General features: G+C 61.3%; 25 protein-coding genes, 4 tRNA genes and 1 pseudogene. 18 read left to right on the top strand and 12 right to left on the bottom strand.

Features of this window, described 5'->3' with window-relative positions:
• Positions 1–2: 2 nt before the first annotated feature.
• The gene (locus tag RQ479_RS07055; RefSeq protein ID WP_376704548.1) at positions 3–203 is read right to left on the bottom strand and encodes a DUF2905 domain-containing protein; all 201 of its coding nucleotides are present in this window, start codon (positions 201–203) and stop codon (positions 3–5) included.
• A gap of 139 nt (positions 204–342) precedes the next feature.
• Between RQ479_RS07055 and RQ479_RS07050 the strand changes: the two genes are divergently transcribed.
• Entirely contained in the window at positions 343–909 is a 567-nt protein-coding gene (locus RQ479_RS07050) for a DUF2569 family protein (RefSeq protein ID WP_376704547.1), read from the top strand.
• Positions 910–973: 64 nt separating this feature from the next.
• Here RQ479_RS07050 and RQ479_RS07045 read toward each other — a convergent pair whose 3' ends face one another.
• From RQ479_RS07045 to RQ479_RS07030, 4 genes are all read right to left on the bottom strand, one after another.
• On the bottom strand, positions 974–1,612 hold the full coding sequence (locus RQ479_RS07045; RefSeq protein ID WP_376704546.1) for a cupin domain-containing protein: 639 nt from the start codon (positions 1,610–1,612) through the stop codon (positions 974–976).
• A 136-nt stretch (positions 1,613–1,748) separates the two neighbouring features.
• Positions 1,749–1,946, bottom strand: coding sequence for a hypothetical protein (locus tag RQ479_RS07040; protein WP_376704545.1), 198 nt, complete (start codon positions 1,944–1,946; stop codon positions 1,749–1,751).
• Between the two features lie 275 nt (positions 1,947–2,221).
• Positions 2,222–2,461: a hypothetical protein gene (locus RQ479_RS07035; protein WP_376704544.1), complete on the bottom strand. Its 240-nt coding sequence runs from the start codon at positions 2,459–2,461 to the stop codon at positions 2,222–2,224.
• A gap of 153 nt (positions 2,462–2,614) precedes the next feature.
• Positions 2,615–2,690, bottom strand: a tRNA-Thr gene (locus RQ479_RS07030).
• A 158-nt stretch (positions 2,691–2,848) separates the two neighbouring features.
• On the opposite strand from RQ479_RS07030, the gene RQ479_RS07025 reads away from it, so the two are divergent.
• The 3 genes from RQ479_RS07025 to RQ479_RS07015 all read left to right on the top strand — a co-directional run bounded on the left by RQ479_RS07025 (position 2,849) and on the right by RQ479_RS07015 (position 4,299).
• The gene (locus tag RQ479_RS07025; RefSeq protein ID WP_292661863.1) at positions 2,849–3,016 is read left to right on the top strand and encodes a hypothetical protein; all 168 of its coding nucleotides are present in this window, start codon (positions 2,849–2,851) and stop codon (positions 3,014–3,016) included.
• A gap of 184 nt (positions 3,017–3,200) precedes the next feature.
• Entirely contained in the window at positions 3,201–3,506 is a 306-nt protein-coding gene (locus RQ479_RS07020) for a BA14K family protein (protein WP_376704543.1), read from the top strand.
• A gap of 436 nt (positions 3,507–3,942) precedes the next feature.
• The gene (locus RQ479_RS07015) at positions 3,943–4,299 is read left to right on the top strand and encodes a hypothetical protein (protein ID WP_376704542.1); all 357 of its coding nucleotides are present in this window, start codon (positions 3,943–3,945) and stop codon (positions 4,297–4,299) included.
• Positions 4,300–4,339: 40 nt separating this feature from the next.
• Here the strand turns inward: RQ479_RS07015 and bhcR are convergent, their stop codons facing one another.
• Complete coding sequence (gene bhcR, locus RQ479_RS07010) at positions 4,340–5,197, bottom strand: HTH-type transcriptional regulator BhcR (protein ID WP_376704541.1); 858 nt, start codon at positions 5,195–5,197, stop codon at positions 4,340–4,342.
• Positions 5,198–5,400: 203 nt separating this feature from the next.
• Between bhcR and gcl the strand changes: the two genes are divergently transcribed.
• The 3 genes from gcl (at position 5,401) to RQ479_RS06995 (ending at position 9,118) form a co-directional block, all read left to right on the top strand.
• The gene (gene gcl / locus RQ479_RS07005; protein ID WP_376704540.1) at positions 5,401–7,182 is read left to right on the top strand and encodes a glyoxylate carboligase; all 1,782 of its coding nucleotides are present in this window, start codon (positions 5,401–5,403) and stop codon (positions 7,180–7,182) included.
• A 24-nt stretch (positions 7,183–7,206) separates the two neighbouring features.
• Entirely contained in the window at positions 7,207–8,004 is a 798-nt protein-coding gene (gene hyi, locus RQ479_RS07000; RefSeq protein WP_376704539.1) for a hydroxypyruvate isomerase, read from the top strand.
• A gap of 229 nt (positions 8,005–8,233) precedes the next feature.
• A complete protein-coding gene (locus RQ479_RS06995) occupies positions 8,234–9,118 on the top strand; it encodes a 2-hydroxy-3-oxopropionate reductase (RefSeq protein ID WP_376704538.1) in 885 nt (294 codons plus the stop codon).
• Here the strand turns inward: RQ479_RS06995 and RQ479_RS06990 are convergent.
• Positions 9,115–9,531 carry a DUF6508 domain-containing protein gene (locus RQ479_RS06990; RefSeq protein ID WP_376704537.1) on the bottom strand — a complete coding sequence of 139 codons (417 nt, stop codon included), beginning with the start codon at positions 9,529–9,531 and terminating at the stop codon, positions 9,115–9,117. The two genes, RQ479_RS06995 and RQ479_RS06990, sit on opposite strands and share 4 nt — an antisense overlap.
• 13 nt (positions 9,532–9,544) lie before the next feature.
• A complete protein-coding gene (locus RQ479_RS06985) occupies positions 9,545–10,399 on the bottom strand; it encodes a TrmH family RNA methyltransferase (RefSeq protein WP_376704536.1) in 855 nt (284 codons plus the stop codon).
• Positions 10,400–10,601: 202 nt separating this feature from the next.
• On the opposite strand from RQ479_RS06985, the gene RQ479_RS06980 reads away from it, so the two are divergent.
• A tRNA-Tyr gene (locus tag RQ479_RS06980) sits at positions 10,602–10,686 on the top strand.
• A 67-nt stretch (positions 10,687–10,753) separates the two neighbouring features.
• A tRNA-Gly gene (locus tag RQ479_RS06975) sits at positions 10,754–10,827 on the top strand.
• A 179-nt stretch (positions 10,828–11,006) separates the two neighbouring features.
• On the opposite strand, the gene RQ479_RS06970 is transcribed toward RQ479_RS06975, so the two are convergent.
• Positions 11,007–11,474, bottom strand: coding sequence for a YidB family protein (locus RQ479_RS06970; RefSeq protein ID WP_376704535.1), 468 nt, complete (start codon positions 11,472–11,474; stop codon positions 11,007–11,009).
• Between the two features lie 159 nt (positions 11,475–11,633).
• Between RQ479_RS06970 and RQ479_RS06965 the strand changes: the two genes are divergently transcribed.
• Positions 11,634–11,891 carry a GlsB/YeaQ/YmgE family stress response membrane protein gene (locus RQ479_RS06965; RefSeq protein ID WP_023717513.1) on the top strand — a complete coding sequence of 86 codons (258 nt, stop codon included), beginning with the start codon at positions 11,634–11,636 and terminating at the stop codon, positions 11,889–11,891.
• A gap of 45 nt (positions 11,892–11,936) precedes the next feature.
• On the opposite strand, the gene RQ479_RS06960 is transcribed toward RQ479_RS06965, so the two are convergent.
• The 3 genes from RQ479_RS06960 to RQ479_RS06950 form a co-directional block, all read right to left on the bottom strand.
• Entirely contained in the window at positions 11,937–12,596 is a 660-nt protein-coding gene (locus tag RQ479_RS06960) for an N-acetylmuramoyl-L-alanine amidase (protein WP_376704534.1), read from the bottom strand.
• A 105-nt stretch (positions 12,597–12,701) separates the two neighbouring features.
• The gene (locus RQ479_RS06955) at positions 12,702–13,151 is read right to left on the bottom strand and encodes a GFA family protein (RefSeq protein WP_376704533.1); all 450 of its coding nucleotides are present in this window, start codon (positions 13,149–13,151) and stop codon (positions 12,702–12,704) included.
• A gap of 33 nt (positions 13,152–13,184) precedes the next feature.
• The gene (locus RQ479_RS06950) at positions 13,185–14,072 is read right to left on the bottom strand and encodes a DMT family transporter (RefSeq protein WP_376704532.1); all 888 of its coding nucleotides are present in this window, start codon (positions 14,070–14,072) and stop codon (positions 13,185–13,187) included.
• A gap of 272 nt (positions 14,073–14,344) precedes the next feature.
• On the opposite strand from RQ479_RS06950, the gene tuf reads away from it, so the two are divergent.
• The 8 genes and pseudogenes from tuf to secE all read left to right on the top strand — a co-directional run bounded on the left by tuf (position 14,345) and on the right by secE (position 20,880).
• On the top strand, positions 14,345–15,520 hold the full coding sequence (gene tuf, locus RQ479_RS06945) for an elongation factor Tu (protein ID WP_254817137.1): 1,176 nt from the start codon (positions 14,345–14,347) through the stop codon (positions 15,518–15,520).
• Positions 15,521–15,678: 158 nt separating this feature from the next.
• Positions 15,679–17,364 (top strand): hypothetical protein, encoded by a 1,686-nt coding sequence (locus RQ479_RS06940; protein ID WP_376704531.1) that lies wholly within the window; start codon positions 15,679–15,681, stop codon positions 17,362–17,364.
• Between the two features lie 28 nt (positions 17,365–17,392).
• Positions 17,393–17,488: pseudogene (locus tag RQ479_RS06935) on the top strand (elongation factor Tu); the annotation flags it as partial.
• 246 nt (positions 17,489–17,734) lie between these two features.
• The gene (locus tag RQ479_RS06930; protein WP_376704530.1) at positions 17,735–18,898 is read left to right on the top strand and encodes a hypothetical protein; all 1,164 of its coding nucleotides are present in this window, start codon (positions 17,735–17,737) and stop codon (positions 18,896–18,898) included.
• 134 nt (positions 18,899–19,032) lie between these two features.
• Positions 19,033–19,515 carry a group II truncated hemoglobin gene (locus tag RQ479_RS06925; RefSeq protein ID WP_376704529.1) on the top strand — a complete coding sequence of 161 codons (483 nt, stop codon included), beginning with the start codon at positions 19,033–19,035 and terminating at the stop codon, positions 19,513–19,515.
• A gap of 129 nt (positions 19,516–19,644) precedes the next feature.
• Positions 19,645–20,160: a hypothetical protein gene (locus RQ479_RS06920; protein ID WP_376704528.1), complete on the top strand. Its 516-nt coding sequence runs from the start codon at positions 19,645–19,647 to the stop codon at positions 20,158–20,160.
• A gap of 77 nt (positions 20,161–20,237) precedes the next feature.
• A tRNA-Trp gene (locus RQ479_RS06915) sits at positions 20,238–20,313 on the top strand.
• Between the two features lie 363 nt (positions 20,314–20,676).
• The gene (secE, locus tag RQ479_RS06910; RefSeq protein WP_023680439.1) at positions 20,677–20,880 is read left to right on the top strand and encodes a preprotein translocase subunit SecE; all 204 of its coding nucleotides are present in this window, start codon (positions 20,677–20,679) and stop codon (positions 20,878–20,880) included.
• Positions 20,881–20,907: the final 27 nt, after the last annotated feature.

Here is a 20,907-nt window from a genome sequence, read left to right as displayed (position 1 = left end):
GCCTAACGGTTGATCAGCCATAGAATGGCCGAGAGTACGATGCTGACCAGTATCCCCGTGGTGATGGGGACATAAAGCCTGAAGTTCTCACGCTCGATCACGATATCGCCGGGCAGCCTGCCAAGGCCGGTCCGGGCCAACCAAGGCCACAGCAGGCCTACGGCGACTATGCTGAGACCAACGACGATCAGAGTTCGCGACATGGCAGCATCCTGCCGGAAATAGCATCGTCCCAGAAATATAGCGCTGACGGGTCTGCAGGCAGCGCTTCCTCTCGATGTTGCCTCTTGAGTTGAGCTTGCAATCTGTTACAACCTAAAAGGGCATCAAGGGAGGGATTGGATGCAGATTTCCATCTGGCATTGGGCCATACTGCTGCTGCTGATCGGCGTGCCTGTTTTCTTTGCCGTTCGGTCAGCCGCAAGGCCATTACAGGATACTTCGGCTCTCGTAGGTTTCGGAGGCTGGCTTATGCTGCTGGCGATTGGACAATGCTTGGCACCTTTCCGCACGCTGGCTGAGCTGTTCTCTTCGAGTGACGGCTACCGGCACCTCATGACGTTGCCAAATGGCGCCTTGGCGGCCTACGGCGAGATTGCCCTGTTGCTGGTGTTTCTGGTGCTTCAGGTGATCGTGTTCGTTGCAATGCTGCGGCGGAGTTCCCGCTTCAAGCAGCTGTTCCTGTATCAGTGGTTTGCAATACCAATCGTGTTTATTCTGGACACGGTGTGGATCTCAGCGGTTATGAGCGCTCCTGTGAGCCTGGTGCTTGCAGGGGGTGCGCCGGTCATGCCCGCAGTTTCTTTTGTACTGACCGGGATCTGGGTCGCCTATGTCTACAAGTCGGTCAGGGTGAGAAACACGTTCGACAGGGCCGCGATATCCGGTCAGGTCGCGAGTGCTTCATAGAGCTTGCCGCGAGTGCTGTGTATGGCTGCCGACAAAAATGCCGGGCGCCCAGTATCGACCCGGATCACCCAGCCGTTAGGCCTGCTCGAGCGAGGATTTCAGGAGCCGGCGTGACATGCCCGTGCGGCTTGCAGTAGTCGGGGTCGATCGCGCGATAGCCGAGCAGATGGCCGAGTGGCGCCAGGATCCCCAGCGCCACTCGCTGAATCGAAGGTGGCGGGTGCGTGAAGACGATCACGTCGGCAAATTCCCTGGCGATGACTGCCGCCTGAAGCGGCGAAGGTCTGCCTTTTCTGTCCACCTTGCCGGCATTGGCCAGGCCGAAGAGCATGCCGATCAACAGCTCGAAACGGTTCGGGTCGACATTGTCCGCACCTGGCGCCCGGTCGACTTCGACCAGCACATGCGCTTCTTCGGTTTTGCTGCTGTTCCACCAATCATGTGCGACGCCTGCTTCGACCGTGGCGGATTGGCCAAGCCCCAGGGATAAAGTCTTCCCGGCGATGCAAGCGTCGAGCCAGCCGCGGAGGACGGTAAACCGTTCCGTCAGGTTCGGGTGGAAGTGCTCGCCCACCACTGCGGCTCCCGGCCGGGCGGTCAGATGAGCGATGCCAGGTCCCTGGCCGCGGTCTTCGGTGCCACGCAGGATGACGGCATATTCGCCGGTCACCTTGTTCTCGTAGACATCTCCACAGCGTGACATAGGATCAGATCGCGGGTTTCTGAGCACCAGTGTCGGGCAACTCTATCGTCAAAGGCTTGGTCGTTCAACGACGCTCGAACGGGCGATTGCGGAAACACCAGTTGCCGACTCTTCGTCAACGCGGGCGATCAGCGCTCTACCGAACATGCTTAGGCGGCCGTGCTCGTGGAAACGGCACGACCGTCAGTGGCGCCTTGCGGAATTCCGCGATGGCTATTTCTTCAATCAGCGCGTCGAGGGCCTCGTTGACGCATCGGCTCGTTTCATCCGCGCCGCAGAGGCGGTTTTGTGCGCACTCCAAAAGCTCGCGCGCCGCGGCGAAATCACTTCGCATGACAACACCCTTTGGTTTTTGGCCCGCCGCACCGACATTGTCGGCGCGCTCAATTGAGCGAGTGCTAATATACACTGGAGCAATTGAATCGAATGCTGTTAAATGGCCCGGAGCCCGGAGAGAGGCCGAAATGACGGCCCTGTAAGCGCAAGCCACAAATAGGCTAGGCATCTCCTGGTATGAGACGCCAAAGCGCAATCTGATGTCAGATTAACCCGGTAACTCACGCAAAATTTGTGGTTCGCCGAGGGGGGACGGTCGGGAACGCGTGGGGCCTAGTACGTTCTTGGGCGGCTTAGAAATTCTCGGGCGGCGGCAATCTGGCGTCGATGCTCGCGAAGGAATGCCGCGCCGAAACAAATGGCGAAGGCCAGTACTGAAAGACTTGTCGTTGCTCTTGATGCAGGATCAGGGTCAGGACTTATCAGGAAACGGAAGCCGAAGGCGAAGGCGAAGACGACAACGCCACCAAACATGCCGCTGATGAAGGGGGTGGTCGTGCGTCTCTGCTCCAACGAAGACTCCTAAGTTTTCCGCTAGGGAACTATGGTTTCCGCTAGGGAATATATGCGTTGAAGCTGATGTGCTACCGATCCTGACGGCCCCGGCCTGTGGATATCGGGGATGAGCAGATATCAAGCGCCCCGCAGGTCTCAAGAAGCCCGTACTGGTGCCCCCGGACGGGATCGAACCGCCGACCTTCGGTTTACAAAACCGCTGCTCTACCAGCTGAGCTACAAGGGCACGGCGCTCCGGTTAGCATATTTGATGCGCCAGTAAAGACAAAACTCCGTTTTTCGGTTCCCGGCGAACGCGCCGGTTCTGCCGCCAGGGCGTCCTGAAAACGGCCAATTCGCTTCCTATATTGATCGAAGGTGCAATCGCATCAGCGAGGCTGTCGCATGATCAGGTTTGTCATCATTCTCCCGCTCGTCGTTGTGGCCTGGGTTCTCCTGGTGAAGCTCGTCAAGGATCTGAAGCGCGCCAATATCGACTGGACCGGCGTTACCACCATCATCGGCTTCATCGCGCTCGCCTTCTGGCTTCGCCATATCACCGGCATGGGCTGAGGCCTGCCGATTGTTCCGGTGAACTGTCGACGGCGCGACCGTTCGTACGCGCGGCTGATAGGATCATGGCGCGCGATTTTCCCCGTCGAGAAAAAATCCAAAAAGATCTTCGAACCTTTTTCCTTGTTGCGACGACTGATGGTCAAGAGGCGGTTGGATCGCCTCCCACAACAAGGAGATCGTCATGTTCAATCGCACCATCGTTTCCGGCCTCGTCGCCACCACTGTCGCCGCCGCCATGCTGGTCGGCACGGTCGAGCCGTCGGCCGCCCATCACAAGCACTACAACAAGCACCTCGGCATCGGCATTGCCGCCGGTGTCGGCGGCTTCCTGCTCGGCAGCGCGCTGGCCCAGCCGCGCACCGTCTATATCGAGGAAGACGGCGGCTCCTGGCACGTCCGGCGCTGCCTCAATCGCTACCAGAGCTACGACCCGTACTCGGACACCTATGTCGGCTACGACGGTTATCGCCATCGCTGCCGGCTTTGAGAGCCAAGCTTGAGAGGAGGTGACCGTTTCAGGCAACCGGAAGAAGGGGCACCCCACTGCCCCTTTTCTGTGTGTCTGAGTGCAGGGCAGAGGGGCTGTTCCTCCGACCTCCTAGGACCTGGGTTCCTCGCCCGCCGCGAAGCGGGGGAGAGGTGGCCGCGAAGCGGCCGGAGAGGGGGCTTCGTAGAGCGCGGTTCCCCTCTCCGTCGCGGCTTCGCCGCGCCACCTCTCCCCACTTTCGTGGGGCGAGGAACCCAAGCTGGAATGAGGGCCGCGCTCCGTCAGTCTCTGTCCTGTCGAACATCGCCCACTTAAACGAGATCGGATGCCGCTTCAGCATTCGCCAACACTCTTGCCGATGTACAGGGGTTTCCCAGCAGCCTAATCTACAGGCCGAAGGGCAATCTACTGCCGAGCCGAAACAGGGAGAGGGCGCTTGGGCGAGCACGATCCGAACGAAGAGCCGATCGAGACGGATTTCCGCAACGGCACAATCACCACAGTCGGCATCCTGCTGGCGTTCTCGCTGGGCTTCATCACGCATTGGGCCGCCAACCCGATACAATGGGAAATCTATCACCTGGCCGCCGTCGCGCCGACTTTGATCGGCATTGCCCTGCAGATACGAGCGCTGCGGTTGCTGCTCGACACAACGTCTCTACAACGGCGCGTTTATGAACGCGCCAACCGTATCTTCATTGCCGGTCTCATCTTCACCGCCTGCGGAGTTGGGCTGGCGATGCTGCTTGATTTCTACGATCTATCGACAAAGAGCGCGGTGCCCGGGGGCTAGCCCTGGCCATCCTGGCAGATGTCGCACCATTCGGCGCTGGTCAGCGCGGCCATGCGCTCGGTTCGCTGCCAAGGCCGGCAGGGGTCGGCAGGCCGCCGATCATCCTCGTCACCTCCGCTGCCGCATCGCGCACCAGCGGGCCGATCTCGGCCAGCCGTTCCGGCGTGACCCGCACCGTCGGCCCGGAGACCGAAACGCCGCCGATCGGCTCGCCGAATTCGTTGAAGATGGCGGCGGCGACGCAGCGCATGCCGGGATGCCGCTCCTCGTCGTCGACCGACCAGCCGCGCAATTTGATCGTCACCAGGTCGCGGGCGAGCGCCGAGATGTCGGACAGCGTGTTTTCGGTGAAGCGCTCCAACCCGGCCCGGCGCAGGATGGTGGCGACGCGCTCCGGCTCGAGATGCGCCAGCACCGCCTTGCCGATGCCCGAGGCATGGAAGGAGCTGCGCGTGCCCGGCCGGAAGAAGGCGCGGATCGCCTGGTGCGTCTCGACCTGGCTGACGAAGACGACGCAATCGTCCTCGGCGACGCCGAGATTGGCGGTCTCGCCGGTCTTCTCCATTAATTCCTGCATGACGATACGGGCGCGGTCGACCAGCTTGCGGCGGCGCAGGAACGCCGCGCCCATGCGATAGGTCTCGACGCCGATCGACCACAGCTGGTCGGTGCCGTCGAACTCGACCATGCCGTGGTTCTCCAGCGTCGTTAGCATGCGGTAGGCGGTGGATGCCGGCAGACCGGAACTGGCGGCGATCTCGCTCAGCGACAGGCCGCTGCCATCGGCGACGATTGCCAGGATGCGCAGCGCCCGGTCCAGCGACTGCACCGAAGCGGCCTCGGCCGGGCCGTTGAAAGAGCGCGGCCGGCCGCGCTGACGTTTTTCGGTGGTTTCCATCGGGCCATTCTTCGCTCTGTTCGCCCAAACGAGCAATAAAAAAGTTTTTCATCGATTTGGGAAGCGAATTCGTGGAAAACAAAAAGGCCAATCAATTCAACCTATAAGAGCTGTTTTCTCGCAATGAAAAAATATTCTGAAAAAATTGAAAAATCATTGGTGCGCTGGCATTATCGGCTATCAACAATTCCGTGGAGGCTGGCATGGCCAGGATGCGCGCAGTCGACGCAGCGGTTCTCGTTCTTGAAAAGGAAGGCATCTCCTGTGCCTTCGGCGTGCCGGGTGCGGCGATCAACCCGCTTTATTCGGCGCTGAAGGCGAGGGGCAGTATCCGCCACATCCTTGCGCGTCACGTCGAGGCGGCCTCGCATATGGCCGAAGGGTTTACCCGCGCCAGATCGGGCAATATCGGTCTGTGCATCGGCACTTCGGGTCCAGCCGGCACCGACATGATCACCGGCCTCTATTCGGCCGCTGCCGATTCTATTCCCATCCTCTGCATCACCGGGCAGGCGCCGCGCGCGCGTCTCAACAAGGAGGATTTTCAGGCCGTCGACATTGCCGCTATCGCCGCACCCGTCGCCAAATGGGCGGTCACCGTCATGGAACCCTATCTGGTGCCGATGGCGCTGCAGAAGGCGTTCCATCTGATGCGCTCGTCGCGGCCGGGGCCGGTGCTGGTCGACCTGCCGGTCGACGTGCAACTGGCGGAGATCGACTTCGACATCGATGCCTATGAGCCGCTGGTGCCGTTCAAGCCGGCAATGTCGCGCGCCCAGGCGGAGAAGGCGCTGAAATTGCTCAATGCAGCCGACAAGCCTGTCATCGTCGCCGGCGGCGGCATCATCAATGCCGACGCGTCCGATCTGCTGATCGAGTTCGCCGAGGTCACCGGCGTGCCTGTCATTCCGACGCTGATGGGCTGGGGCGCGATCCCCGACGACCACCGGCTGATGGCCGGTATGTGCGGACTGCAGACCTCGCATCGCTACGGCAATGCGACGATGCTCGAAGCCGATTTCGTTTTCGGCATCGGCAACCGCTGGGCCAACCGCCACACCGGTTCGGTCGACGTCTACACCAAGGGCAAGAAGTTCATCCACGTCGATATCGAGCCGACGCAGATCGGCCGGGTCTTCGCACCGGATCTTGGCGTCGTCTCGGATGCCGGTGCGGCGCTTAAAATGCTGCTCGACGTCGCCACCGAATGGAGGACGGCCGGGAAATTGCGCGACTGGTCGGGCTGGGCCGGCGAATGCCGGCAGCGCAAGAAGACGATGAAGCGCAAGACCCATTTCGACCAGGTGCCGCTGAAGCCGCAGCGCGTCTACGAGGAGATGAACAGGGCGTTCGGCCGCGACACCACCTATGTCACCACGATCGGCCTGTCGCAGATCGCCGGGGCGCAATTCCTGCACGTCTACAAGCCACGCAACTGGATCAACTGCGGCCAGGCCGGGCCGCTCGGCTGGACATTGCCGGCGGCCCTCGGCGTTCGCGCCGCCGATCCGGACCGTACAATTGTCGCGCTGTCCGGCGACTATGATTTCCAGTTCATGATCGAGGAACTGGCGGCCGGCGCACAGCACAAACTGCCCTACATCCATGTCGTCGTGAACAACGCCTATCTCGGGCTGATCCGCCAGGCGCAGCGCGGCTTTTCGATGGATTTCGAAGTCAGCCTGGCCTTCGAGAACGTCAACCGGAAAGACGAGCCTGAGGCGGGCTACGGTGTCGACCACGTCGCCGTTGCCGAGGCGATGGGCTGCAAGGCGGTCCGGGTGCGCCGGCCGGAGGAATTCGCCGGTGCCTTCGAAGAGGCGCAGCGGCTGATGAACGAGCACCAGGTTCCGGTGGTGCTCGAATTCATCCTCGAGCGCGTCACCAACGTTTCGATGGGCACGGAAATCGACAAGATCACCGAATTCGAGGAGCTTGCCGAACATCACGAAGATGCCCCCACGGCGATCGTCATGCTCGACTAAGCTGTTTTATGAGGAATTACTGCCATGCCACGGTTTTCAGCCAATCTTTCGATGCTCTTTGGCGAGCATGACTTCCTCGACCGCTTCGATGCCGCCGCCCGCGCCGGCTTCAAGGGCGTCGAGTATATCGGCCCCTATGACCATGCGCCGGATGTCGTCGCGGCCAGGTTGAAGAAGAACGGGCTGACGCAGGTCCTGTTCAACCTGCCTGCCGGCGACTGGGCCAAGGGCGAGCGTGGCATTGCGATCCTGCCGGACCGCGTCCCGGAGTTCCGGCAAGGCATTGCCAAGGTCGTCACCTATGCGCACGCGCTGGGCTGCGAGCAGGTCAACTGCCTCGCCGGCATCGCGCCGCAAGGCGTCGATCGCTCCGTGTTGGAAGACGTCTTCGCCGAAAATCTGGCTTTCGCGGCGGAAAAGCTGGAGCAGGCCGGCATCAGGCTGCTGATCGAACCGATCAACACCCGCGACATCCCGGGCTTCTTCCTGAATTACTCGGATCAGGCGCTGGCGCTGATCGACCGCGTCGGCTCGAAGAACCTGTTCCTGCAATACGACATCTATCACATGCAGATCATGGAGGGGGATCTCGCCCGTACCATTGAGGCAAACCTCAACCGCATCGCGCATATCCAGCTTGCGGACAATCCCGGCCGTCATGAGCCGGGGACGGGCGAGATCAATTTTCCCTTCCTGTACAACCACATCGACCGCATCGGCTATTCCGGCTGGGTCGGTGCGGAGTACAAGCCTAAGGGCGGAACGGAAGCCGGGCTCGGGTGGTTTCGGGACGCGGCCGGGCAGGGGAGTGCGGCGGCGTAGCTGCCGGGGCGCCACAAATGACGTCGAGTTCCTTCGCGCCCCCCTCTGGCCTGCCGGCCATCTCCCCCACGAGGGGGGAGATTGGCAGTTTCAGCTGCCTCGCCAGCCTTCCGGCGTTTGCCATTGGCGAAAGCGGCTGAGCGAATAATCTCCCCCCTCGTGGGGGAGATGGCCGGCAGGCCAGAGGGGGGCGCGAAGGAACGCGGCCTCAACAAAACGGAGAACCAAAATGGAAATCATCGGCTTCATCGGCCTCGGCATCATGGGGGCGCCAATGGCGGGGCATCTGCTTGATGCCGGCTACAACGTCGTGGCCAGCGACCATCGCTCGAAGCCGCCGGCCGATCTCGTCGCCAAGGGTCTGAAGATCGTCTCTGGCCACAGCGCCGTCGCGAAAACGGCCGACATTGTCATCACCATGGTTCCGGATACGCCGCAGGTGGCCGATGTGCTGTTCGGCGAGAACGGCGTCGCGTCCGGGCTGACAAGAGGCAAGCTGGTCATCGACATGAGCTCGATCTCGCCGATCGAGACCAAGGAATTCGCAAAAAAGATCAACGATCTCGGCTGCGACTATCTCGATGCGCCGGTGTCGGGCGGCGAGGTCGGCGCCAAGGCGGCGTCGCTGACCATCATGGTCGGCGGCGAGGAAAAAGCCTTCGAACGCGTCAGGCCCATCTTCGAGAAGTTGGGCAAGAACATCACGCTGGTCGGATCGAACGGCGTCGGCCAGACAACCAAGGTCGCCAATCAGATCGTGGTCGCGCTGACCATCGAGGCCGTCGCCGAAGCGCTTGTCTTTGCTTCAAAAGCCGGCGCCGATCCGGCCAAGGTCAGGCAGGCGCTGATGGGCGGGCTGGCCGCCTCGCGCATTCTCGAAGTGCACGGCGAGCGCATGATCAAGCGCAGCTTCGCGCCGGGCTTCCGCATCGAACTCCACCAGAAGGACCTTAATCTGGCGCTGGAAGGCGCCAGGGCGCTTGGCGTGGCGCTGCCCAACACCTCGACCACGCAGCAATTGTTCAATTCTTGCGCGGCGAATGGCGGGGCCAAGGAAGATCATTCGGCGCTGGTCAGGGCTTTGGAAAGAATGGCGAACTTCCAGATTGGTTAGAGAGCTTGCTGGCTGCTGCCAGTTAATTTGAACTTACCGATATTGGCGGCTATCCGCTCAAGGGCTGGGACAAGCGTGCCGTTCTCGAACGCTTCGTTAAGAGCTCCGTCAACCCACCTTTCATCGGCCAAGTTGCTGGCGACCCGATAATGGATCTCTGTGACGTCCATGGAGGCCAGGGCTTCGGCGTTCTCCGGCAACCAACTCTCCCGGCCGGCGTTGACGTCGAGAAATTTTCCAAAATCGGCTGGATTCTCAAGGCCGTAGACAAGCTGTAATATGTCATCTCTCACGACGTGGTATCGGTCGTTCGCCTCGTCGTAAAACTCCGACGGAGTGAGTGTTCTTAATGTGCCGATCGTACTCGCGAAAAGCGCGAGCCATTCTCCCTGGTTTGAGAACGCCTTGAACATACCGATCGCTCGATCAATCCGCCGAAAGAAATTTCCCCGCCGCATAAAGCGCCACCGCCGCCGCATTCGATACGTTGAGCGAACGGATGGCGCCGGGCATGTCTAGCCGGGCGAGCGTCGTCACCGTTTCGCGCGTTTTCTGGCGCAGGCCTTTGCCCTCGGCGCCAAGCACCAACGCGATCTTTTCTCCGGCAAAGCTCGTTTCGAGCTCCGCCGGCCCGTCCGAATCCAGGCCGATCGTCTGGAAGCCTGCCTCGTGCAGTTGGCCGAGCGCGTCGGCGAGGTTCTTCACCTCGATCTGGTCGATGTGCTCCAGCGCGCCGGATGCCGATTTCGCCAGCACGCCGGATTCCTGCGGGCTATGGCGCGCCGTGGTGATCAGTGCACCGGCGCCGAAGGCTACCGCCGAGCGCAGGATCGCGCCGACATTGTGCGGATCGGTGATCTGGTCGAGCACCAGCACCAGCCTGGCGTCGCCAAGCGCATCGAGCCGCTTCGGTTTCAGCGGCTCGGCCTCGATCAGCACACCCTGATGCACGGCATCGGAGCCGGTGACCTTGTCGATGTCCCTGGGTTCGACCAGTTCCGCCTTGAAGGGCAAAGCGCCGAGATCGGCGATTGCCAGTCGCTCGGCAGCGTTGCGCGTCACCAGCATCTTCTTGATTTTGCGGCGCGGATTGTCGAGTGCCGCTCGCACCGTGTGCAGCCCGTAGAGCCGCACCAGCCCATCCGCCGGGTTCTCGCTGGCCGGCACCGGCTGGCGTGGCCTGAACGCCGGCGCGCCGCCGCTCTTCTCGTCGCGATGCGCGCGGCGCAGCTTGGCGTAGTGGGTGTCTTTCGGGGTCTTGGACCTGTTATCGTTGCTCATGGCCGGCTTCTATAGCCGTGTCGTCCGGCCATGGATACAGCCGCAGAAGCTGCTTGTCGGGCGAGGCGTGAGATTCAGCGCTTTTTGCCGGGCTGTTGCGGTTGACAGTTTTGGGCGCTGCCGCCATAAGGCGCTTCGCGGAAGGGCTGCTTTGGCAGCCGCGACGCGTCGATGCCTCGTTGCATGGCTCCGGCGGCAGACTGGAGAGGTGCCCGAGTGGTTAAAGGGGACGGACTGTAAATCCGTTGGCTATGCCTACGTTGGTTCAAATCCAACCCTCTCCACCACTGCCGGCCCGGAAGCCCTGAAACGCAGAGCGAGCGTCGGAGCGGATCCGATGCTTGACTGAAAGGCGCGGGTATAGCTCAGTGGTAGAGCAGCAGCCTTCCAAGCTGAATATGCGGGTTCGATTCCCGCTACCCGCTCCAGATTTCCCCCAAGCCGCGGCGCACCTCGCGCACGATGTCGAAGCAGGCAGCGCCAAGCAAAGCTCTTTGCCGATAGTTCAAAGTATTCGTTGCGCGTCCAAACGGGCGCGCGACGAACTCTAATCTGTGTTTTACGCATATCGTTGTCGCAACCCGCAGGCGGCGTTGGGCGACAGGCGTCAGCTCGCGAATTTGCTGAATATCGACGCGAGCTGGTTCTGCTGCGGCACTTGCCCGTTCGGCGTCAGATGGTCGACAAGCCCGGGCAAGGCCGCGGACAATTGCTGGAGCAATTCCTGCTGGTTCAGGCCCGTCCTTTGCGCGATCTCCTGGATGATCTGCGGGCCGAGGGCACTGCCCAGATCGCTGGGGTTGATCGGCTGGTTCTGACCGGTGCCGACCCACGAATTGGCGACGTTGCCGTGGCCGGCGTCCTTCAGTTTGTCGAGCAGGCCGCCCAGACCACCGAGCAGTCCGCCGTCGGCGGATGCGGTTGTATCAGGCGGGACGGCGGCAGGGCTCTGCGCTGCCTCCGGCTGGGCGGAACTTCCACCACTCAGCATTTTTCCCACCAAAAGTGCGCCGAGCGCGATCATCAGCGGCTTGGCGACGTTGCCGCCGGGAACGGCATTGTCAAACAGTCCCATTGTGGATCTCCATGTCAAATTGCCCGTCCGTCTCCGACAATGACGCATTCATGGCGAATTTCAAGCCGGTTTGAGCTTTCCGTAATCATGATTTTCAAGTTGGCTTGAGCTTTGCTTAATAATGTGGAAGTAATCGAGCGCGGGGAACGGAGAGGAAAAATGTCAATATTAAGCTGGATTATTCTTGGCGTCATCGCCGGCTTCATAGGCAGCAAGATCGTCAATAAAAGCGGGCAAGGCCTTGTGCTCGACATCGTGCTCGGGATTGTCGGGGCTATCGTCGGCGGGCTCATCTTCAGCGCCTTTGGCGCGTCGGGCGTTACCGGGCTCAACATCTATAGCCTGATCGTAGCCGTGGTCGGTGCCGTGGTTGTCCTGTGGGCCTATCACCAGTTCAGCGGCAAGAGGGCACTCTAGAAGCCGTTCGGCAGTTGCGTCGGCATTCACCCGAATGCCGACCGCCTATCTGATCCTTTTGAGGATTTCGCGGATCAGCGTGTTGAGGCCGGCTTCCAGCCCTCTCACCATGATCGGCCATAATTCCTCGAGCAATCGCTGCCATGCGGCATCGCGCCCAATCCTCACCGGCAGATTTGGCATCTCGCCCATTGCCGCCGTCACGTCCCGGCGCAGCCGCTCGCCACAGGCGCTTGCGCCGCTGATCGTCGGATCGAAGGGCAGCCGGGTGAAATCCCATTTTCCGCGTTGTTCTATGCCGAGATTGCTCTCGACCTCGGCATGCGAGAGCACCGTTTTGGACGTGACCTTGATGCGGTAGTATTTGCACAGTTCCGCGACAACTGCGGTCATCGCGTCCCATTGCGCCCTGGTCATCGGATAGCGGCCGGCATCGAACGGCCTTTCCTCCGCCCCGGCCATGCAGCAGAGCGAAATCCCGATCGAGCCGCCGTTGCAGTTGAGCGTGTGCGCGGCATATCCGGGTTTTACCCGGCCCGAATTGAGCGCGATCGAAGGCCGGCCCCTGACCAGGCGGCCATTCCCCTCGACCAGTATGTGATACGCATCCTTGTCGGTATCGCCGGCCGAATGCGAGCCGGCCGTCCAGTGGCAAATGACGCGCCTCATCGCAACATTGGGCAACCAGTCGGGCGGCAATGCCACAGAAATCTCCGCGACATAAGTTCAGTGACGGAGCACAGTATAGTTTCATTGGCGGCGGACGCGAAAAACGAAACGATAATTTGGTTGAGCGTTTCTAACGGTCAGCTATTCGCCGGCATCTGCGGCGGCCGCGTGTTCTTCATATTGCGGCAGATCGTCGGTGATCGTGAACCACTTCGCCTTGGAGCCAACGAAGATGTGCTGCGTCGGGCGGATGGTCGGCTCGTCGACGAGGGTTCCCATGGCGACATGCACGAAGGCACCGTCGCGGACCACCGAATAGAGCAACGAGCCGCAGGTCTTGCAGTGCGCGTTATGGCCGGTTTCGTCGCCGAAGATCATGAGATTGTCCTCGCCGCTCGCCAGGCTCAGCCTGTCGCGCTCGATGCCGGCGAATGGCTTGAAGGCCGAACCAGTGGTGCGCCGGCAGTTCGAGCAGTGGCAGTTCGCGGCATAGATGAACGCGTCCGCCACCGCGTACTGAACCGCACCGCACAGGCACTTTCCGATAAGCCTGCGGTTGCGTGAATTCTGGTGGTCATCCGGGCTTGCCACGCGGTCCTCCCATTGTGCAGGCCGATTTCAGTTTCAAGCGACGACGGTCAACCGGCGCTTGCGCTCGTCGAGCGAGACGATGGTCAACCCGCTGGCCACCACCAGCACGATGCCGCAGATGGCCAGCGCATTCGGGAGCTGCCGGAATACCACCAGGCCTGAAATCACCGCCCAGACGGTAAAGCAATAGTAGAACGGCGCCACCACGCTGGTCGGCCCGACGCGATAGGCCATGAAGATGAAGAAGTGGCCGAAGATCAGGAACAGTCCGGCGCCGCCCATCAGCAGCAGGTGACGGGTCCCAGGCACCACCCACTGCTCGGAAACCAGATGCGCAACGCCGGCGCCGGCGAGTACCACAATCACCGCGGAAATAGCGACGACCATCCCCGGCACGTCGGCGGCGACCTTGCGTCCGGCCAGATCGCGCGCCGCAGACAGGGCTGCATTGCCTAGCGCCAGCAGGGCGTAGACCGAAATCCCCTGCATTGTCGGTTGTGCCACCATCACCGCGCCGACAAAGCCGAGCCCGATCAGCGCCAGGCGTACCCCGCCGATCCGTTCGCCAAACAGCATCGAGGAGCCGACCAGCATCAGCAAGGGGGTGATCTGCCCGAGCGCGGTCGAATCGGCGATCTGCATGTTGGCGAGCGCCACCACGTAGCAAAGGATAGCACCCAGTTCGAGCATGTTCCTGCGCAAAACCTTGGCGTCGAGGATCAGCGGGATCTGCTTGCCATAGCCCAGCATGAACAGCAGCGGAATGCCCCACAATGTTGCCGCAGCGCCGCGCAGGAACAGCACCTCATAGGGCGGCAGTCCCGCGGTTGCGAGCTTCATCATCGTGTCGTTGACGATGTAGGACCCGGTCGAAACGACCATGAACAGCGGGCCTCGTATGGCAGTCGGGATGAAATGCATCGGCCCACGAAATCAGACCGGCGCCAGAGCGGCAATGGGCCAGATCCGGCTGTAAATCCGTCAAAGCCGTCAGCCGCCGCCGTAACCATTCCATTTGCCCTTGTTCGTTCCTATATCCGCGCCACATTCTCCGAAACCGGATCACGCGTTCGGGCCGGGCGAGCGCGCTCGGCGACAAGGCACTTGTGTTTTTCAGCCTTAGTCGCTAATCGCCCCGCATTCGACTGAACTGAAGGTCCAGGCCGTCCCCAGGCCGTCCAAGGAAAGAGACTATGGCAAAAGGTAAATTCGAGCGCACTAAGCCTCATGTGAACATTGGCACGATTGGTCACGTTGACCATGGCAAGACGTCGCTGACTGCGGCGATCACCAAGTATTTTGGCGAATACAAGCGCTACGACCAGATCGATGCGGCGCCCGAAGAGAAGGCGCGCGGCATCACCATTTCGACGGCGCATGTCGAATACGAGACCGCCAACCGCCACTATGCCCATGTCGACTGCCCCGGCCACGCCGACTATGTGAAGAACATGATCACCGGTGCGGCGCAGATGGACGGCGCGATCCTGGTGGTGTCGGCCGCCGACGGCCCGATGCCGCAGACCCGCGAGCACATCCTTTTGGCCCGCCAGGTCGGCGTGCCCTCGATCGTGGTGTTTTTGAACAAGGTCGACCAGGTCGACGACGCCGAGCTGCTCGAGCTGGTCGAGCTCGAGGTGCGTGAGCTTTTGACCAAGAACGAATTCCCCGGCGACGACATTCCGATCGTCAAGGGTTCGGCGCTTGCCGCACTTGAAGATTCTGACAAGAAGATCGGCGAGGACGCCATCCGCGAATTGATGGCTGCGGTCGATGCCTACATCCCGACGCCGGTTCGTCCGCTCGACAAGCCGTTCCTGATGCCGATCGAGGACGTGTTCTCGATCTCGGGCCGTGGCACGGTGGTGACCGGCCGCGTCGAGCGTGGCGTGGTCAAGGTCGGCGAGGAGCTGGAGATCGTCGGCATCCGTCCGACCACCAAGACGACCTGCACGGGCGTCGAGATGTTCCGCAAGCTGCTCGACCAGGGCCAGGCCGGCGACAACATCGGCGCGCTGCTGCGCGGTGTCGACCGTGAAGGCGTCGAGCGCGGCCAGGTCCTGGCCAAGCCCGGCACCGTCAAGCCGCACAAGAAGTTCGTTGCCGAAGCCTACATCCTGACCAAGGACGAGGGCGGCCGCCACACGCCGTTCTTCACCAACTACCGTCCGCAGTTCTATTTCCGCACGACGGACGTGACCGGCATCGTGTCGCTGCCGGAAGGCACCGAGATGGTGATGCCGGGCGACAACATCACCGTCGATGTCGAGCTGATCGTGCCGATCGCCATGGAAGAGAAGCTGCGCTTCGCCATCCGTGAAGGCGGCCGCACCGTCGGTGCCGGCATCGTCGTCACCATCAAAGAGTAATCGCCGGCGCTGCCGGTTGAGATCGGATGCAAAAGGGCGGTCTTCGGGCCGCCCTTTTGATTCTGATATTCTGGCAATGGATTAAGCGCATTGCTTCAAATCCTGTTGCAAGCGCCTCTGCCATAACTAGTATAGGTTGCATCGAGGGGGCTGCCCGAATGGTTCCATGGCGCCGTTTGCATAGTCAGGCATGGTGGTCGCTAGGGCTGATCTGCCTGGCGTCGTTGCTTGTCATGGGCCACGCTGCTTTCGCAGCGGATGCAAAGAAATCCACGCCGGAAAAATCCACGCCGGATTTCGGCCCGACGATGCGGTTCGTCGTCGTCCGCAGCAGCGCGCCGGGCTGCGAGCCGACCTGTCCGGAATGGATATCGGCCGAAGGCTCGATTGAAGCCGGCACGCCGGCCCTTTTCAAGCGCACGCTTAAGGCGCTTGGCGCCCGAAAGCTGCCGATCGTCGTCGATTCCCCCGGCGGCAATGTCGAAGCGGCGCTGACACTTGGTCGCCTGATCCGCAAGAACAAGCTCGATATCGCCGTCGGCAAAACCCGCTTCGTCGGCTGCCTGCCTGATATGAAGAACTGCAAGGAAAACGACGGCAAGGGCGCCCGTTATTTCGGCGATGCCTATGCCAACGGCGCCATCTGCAATTCCGCCTGTCCGTTGATGTTTTCCGGTGGCATCCGGCGCGTGGTCGGGGAGTGGGCCTTTCTCGGCGTCCATCAGATCACCACGACCTATATCCGGACGAAACTGCTGTACCGCACCACCTACCGCATGGTGAAAGGCAAGAAGAAGATACTCAGCACCAGGGTCGTCAGCCGGAAGAACGCCGGCAGCTACAAGACCTACGAGATGAACAAGCCGCTGGAGCGGAAGCTGGCGGCCTATCTGAAGGAGATGGGCGTCGGCCTGGGCGTGCTCGAGACCATGAAAAGCACGCCGGCCAGCAGCATCCAGCAACTGGTTCCCTACGAGATGCTGCAAATGAATCTCGTCACCAGCCTGGATGCCGTCGACTTGCTGACCGCGCCAACCCTATGCAAATCCGATCCGTTACCGGCGAGTTGCAGGGAACTGCCGGCGCCGGCGAATATCGCGAAGCCGGCCGGGCAAGTGGTGGCGAACGCCGAGCCTGCACCTCTGGGGCTCGAAACCCCGCCGGCGACGGAGGTCGCTGACATGCGTTTCGTCCTGGTCCGCGGCAGCAATCCGCTCTGCAATCCCAATTGCCCGGAATGGATCTCGGCGGAAGGCATGATTACCGCTGACACGGCCGAAAAACTGCGCCAACTGCTTGACAGCGTCGGCGACCGGCGCCTGCCCATCGTCGTCAGTTCGCCGGGTGGCGACGTGCTCGGTGCTTTGGCGGCCGGAAGGCTGATCCGCGAACGTAAACTCGACGTCGCCGTGGCGCGGACGGATTTCATTGGCTGCGAGCCGCGGCACGCCGACTGCACGGCCGAAGACGGCGTCTACAACGGGCTCACGGTCGATGTCGGCGGCGAGTGCGGCTCGGCCTGTCCGATCATGCTCGCCGGCGGTGTCAAACGCCTGGTCGGCCCGCGTGCACAGTTGAGAGTGCATTCGGTAGGGCAGGAGCAAAAGGTCAAGGCCTATCTCGATGAGATGGCCATCGGCCCCGGTCTGTTTACCGCAATTCAGCTGTATTCAGTCGAACGGCAGCTCGAACTCGACAGGATGCTGAAATACCAGCTGACGACCGGACATCAATCGGCAGACGAATTGACAGGCCCCGGCATCTGCAGATCGGAGCCACGGCCGGAGAACTGCCGCGAAGCTTCGGGCGCCAAGGCTCAGGCCAGCACGCCGGTCAAATCGTAAGGCGGGCTTGATCGCTGCGAGCTGATCGATCGTGCCGATCGCCATGGAAGAGAAGCTGCGCTTCGCCATCCGTGAAGGCGGCCGCACCGTCGGTGCCGGCATCGTCGTCACCATCAAAGAATAATCGGGACCGGCATTCGCCGGAATCCAAAAGAGAAAGGGCGGTCTTCGGGCCGCCCTTTTTCGTTTCCGACGCTCTGCGGCACAAGTATCGGCCGGTGTTTTGAAGCTATTGCAAGTGCCATTGCCGCAACTATTATAGGTTGCGTAGAGGGGGCTTTTGCCAAGCGTGGTTTCGGGACGCCATTCAGACACTGTGGCAAGGTGGTGGCGCGGGCTGGCCGGCCTAGCGCTAGTGGTCGCGGTTGCGATGGCTACATTCGCCGCAAAGGCCGAGGATGCGTCCGATCCTAGGACATGGGATCCGAAGTCATGGTACCTTCCGGGCAGTTCGTCCGATGGTTTTTCGGAGATGCGGTTCATCATTGCCCGCAGCAGTGCAGTCGGTTGTGAGCCCAACTGTCCGGAATGGATTTCAGCGGAAGGCGCCATTGCAGCCGGCTCGCCGGCTCTACTAAAGCGGGTACTGAAAAAGCTCGGTACTCGCAAACTGCCGATTATTGTCAATTCCCCTGGCGGCGATGTCGACGCTGCGCTCCAGCTTGGTCGCATAATACGCAAGAACAGGCTCGATATCGCCATCGGTAAGACCGAGTTTACCGATTGTTGGCCGGGGACGGAGGGTTGCGAGGCCAGCTACGGCAAAGGCGTAGCCTATTTCGGCGTCGCGTCCGATGGTGGCGCCATGTGCAATTCCGCCTGTCCGCTGATGTTTGCCGGAGGCGTCCACCGCGTGGTGGGCAGCTGGGCCTATCTGGGTGTTCATCAGATCACCACCACCTATTTCCCCTCGACACGGCGTGTTCGAACCACCTATCAAACTATCCGTGGCAAAAGATATCAGGTCACCACGGAGACCGTCACTCAAGGCGAGAGCTACAAGACCTATAAAATGAGCAAGGCGTTTTCGAGAAAGATCTCGGCCTATCTCAGGGAGATGGGTGTCGGACAAGGCGTGCTGGACAGAATGAAAGCCACGCCCGCTAGCGACATCCGGCAGATTTCCCTCGCCGACATGCTGACGATGAAGCTGGTCACCAGCAGCGGCTCTGTCGACATATTTACCCTGGCGGGCATATGCCGGCGGAGTCCTGCGCCGGCGAACTGCCGGGAGATCCCTGCGAATGCCAAGCCGGCCGAGGTCGCAGCGATCAAGACGAAGGCCGGACCTTCTCAACCGGCTCAAGTCCCACTTTCTCAGCCTGCCAAGCCAGCGGCCAAGGTTGGCGACGAAGGGCTGTCCAGTGGTGCTGGTTCCCACTTGGTCGCTTGTACAGACATAGATGGCGTAACGCGGATAATCGTGACCAATCCAAACCTCGGTCAAGCCTGTGGTGGTCCTAGCGGAATGGGACCCTGGCCGGCTTGGGGCGTGCCGAGCAGCCCGTACATATCATCGGATGTGAAGCCATGATCAGCTGGGGGGTGGCCGCGGCCGCCCAGTCAGAGCTACAGGTGCCGCAGCCGGCCGAACTGGCCATCGAGGCAGGTTGAGCCACGCACGATCCTTCCGCTATCGTCCCTGCACATCACAATCGAGGATCGGCGATGAGCCAGGATGTCTCGACATTGTTCGAATGGGCCGGCGGCACCGAAGCGCTGAACCGCCTGACGCAGACCTTCTACGACAGCGTCTCTCGGGACTCCATCGTCGGGCCGGTGTTCAAGCATATGTCGCCGGACCATCCCACCCACGTCGCAGCCTTCATCGGCGAAGTCTTTGGCGGACCGAAAACCTACAGCCAAAAGCATGGCGGCCATCGCGAGATGGTGATGCATCATCTCGGCAAGCATCTGACCGAGGAGCAGCGCCGGCGCTGGATCAATCTTCTCGCCGACGCCGCCGACGAGGTCGGGTTGCCTGACGATCCCGAATTCCGCTCTGCTTTCATGGCCTATGTCGAATGGGGATCGCGGCTGGCCAAGATGAACTCCAACAAGGGCCCGACCTGCGATCCCGAGACGGAACCGATGCCGGCCTGGGGTTGGGGGGTGCCGGGCGGCCCTTACAAGCCGCCTTCGGGAGACTGACCGGGCGCGAATCGGTCGAAAACCCTGCCGCCAGGAAAACGGGTGGCTAAGGAGGTCTCGGTCCTCCCCGCTAACGGTTTAAAGTCGCCGTCGAATGGCGGGGCCACATTGAAAACCGGAGGCTTTGCGATGAGATCGGAAGGCAAGAAAAATTCAGACAGCGTCTTTGACAGCGACCGCGGATCCCGAAATCCGTTTGGCGTCATGGACGTCCCCACTCCCGACGACGAGGAGGTGTCGGCGTTCGCCGCCGGCGTGAAACTGGAGGGAACTGCAAGCGATGAAAACGCCGAGGCCTGGGGCACCGAAAGCGACCGCGACCGCAACGACACCATCGAAGGCAGCTGGTCCAGCCGATGGAACGGCGGTGCCGACCCCACAATTCCGGGCGACAGCAAGGATAGATGGAAGTCTGGCCGGGGCGAGGTGAAGACGGCGGGAGAGAGAGTTTACCTGCTGTTCGATTGGCATGATGGCGTGCGCAAGGGGCTCATCGATGCGCGGCGCGAGGGTGCTAAAGGGCTGGTGGGAAAATATATCAATCTGACCGACCCACGAATCCTGCGTCCCTGGGTCGGCTTGATCGTCAGCAATCGACGGATCGACGGGAAATGGCCGGGAGGACGCCTGGACTTTCGAAGATGAAGGCCGGGCAGCGCACGTCGCTCTTTACAGAGCGCGCGGAAGCTTTTAGGAAGCGCCTGCTGCGCCGACATGCGCATACGGGCATAGCTCAGTTGGTAGAGCGGCGGTCTCCAAAACCGCAGGTCGTAGGTTCGAGCCCTGCTGCCCGTGCCATTCTTTGAATGGATGCCTAAAACGATTCTTTTGCAGTGCGGCCTTTGAAAATCGGCTTGTGACTTGCCATATAGGTCGAACTGCGGCATAAGGGCCGCATAGCCGGGACGGGACGACTGGATGGTTCCGAGGCGGCGTTTGGCCATAAAGCGGACACTTGCCACTTGCGTGGATCAAGAATCGGTTTTATGTAGACGAGACAGACACGCGACGCGTGGAGCTGGGAAGCCGGCTTTACGCGTCTGATTTGCATGGGCGAAATGATTGCGCTGATTCGGCGCGAACGCACGCTCAAGCGGCACGTCCCGGCCAGCGGGATCATCCAGGAGACCCGGCCAACGGGTCTTGCAGACAGAGCGGCATATGGCTTCGAAAACCACAAATCCCTTCACCTTTCTCCAGCAGGTTCGCGCGGAGACCGCCAAGGTCACTTGGCCGTCGCGGCGCGAAACGATGATCTCGACGGTGATGGTTCTTGTGTTCGCGGTCATTGCGATGATCTTTTTCTTTACCGCAGACGTGGCCATGGGCTTTGCGGTCGAAAAAATCCTCGGCCTCGGACAGTAAGTCCGGCGATTACGGAGAAGTCTTGAA

Origin of the sequence: Mesorhizobium sp. ISC25, assembly GCF_042295465.1 — a bacterium.
In the GTDB taxonomy this organism is placed as follows: domain Bacteria; phylum Pseudomonadota; class Alphaproteobacteria; order Rhizobiales; family Rhizobiaceae; genus Mesorhizobium.
The sequence above is the reverse complement of the archived record's forward strand: the minus strand, read 5'-3'. Positions and strand labels throughout refer to the sequence as shown.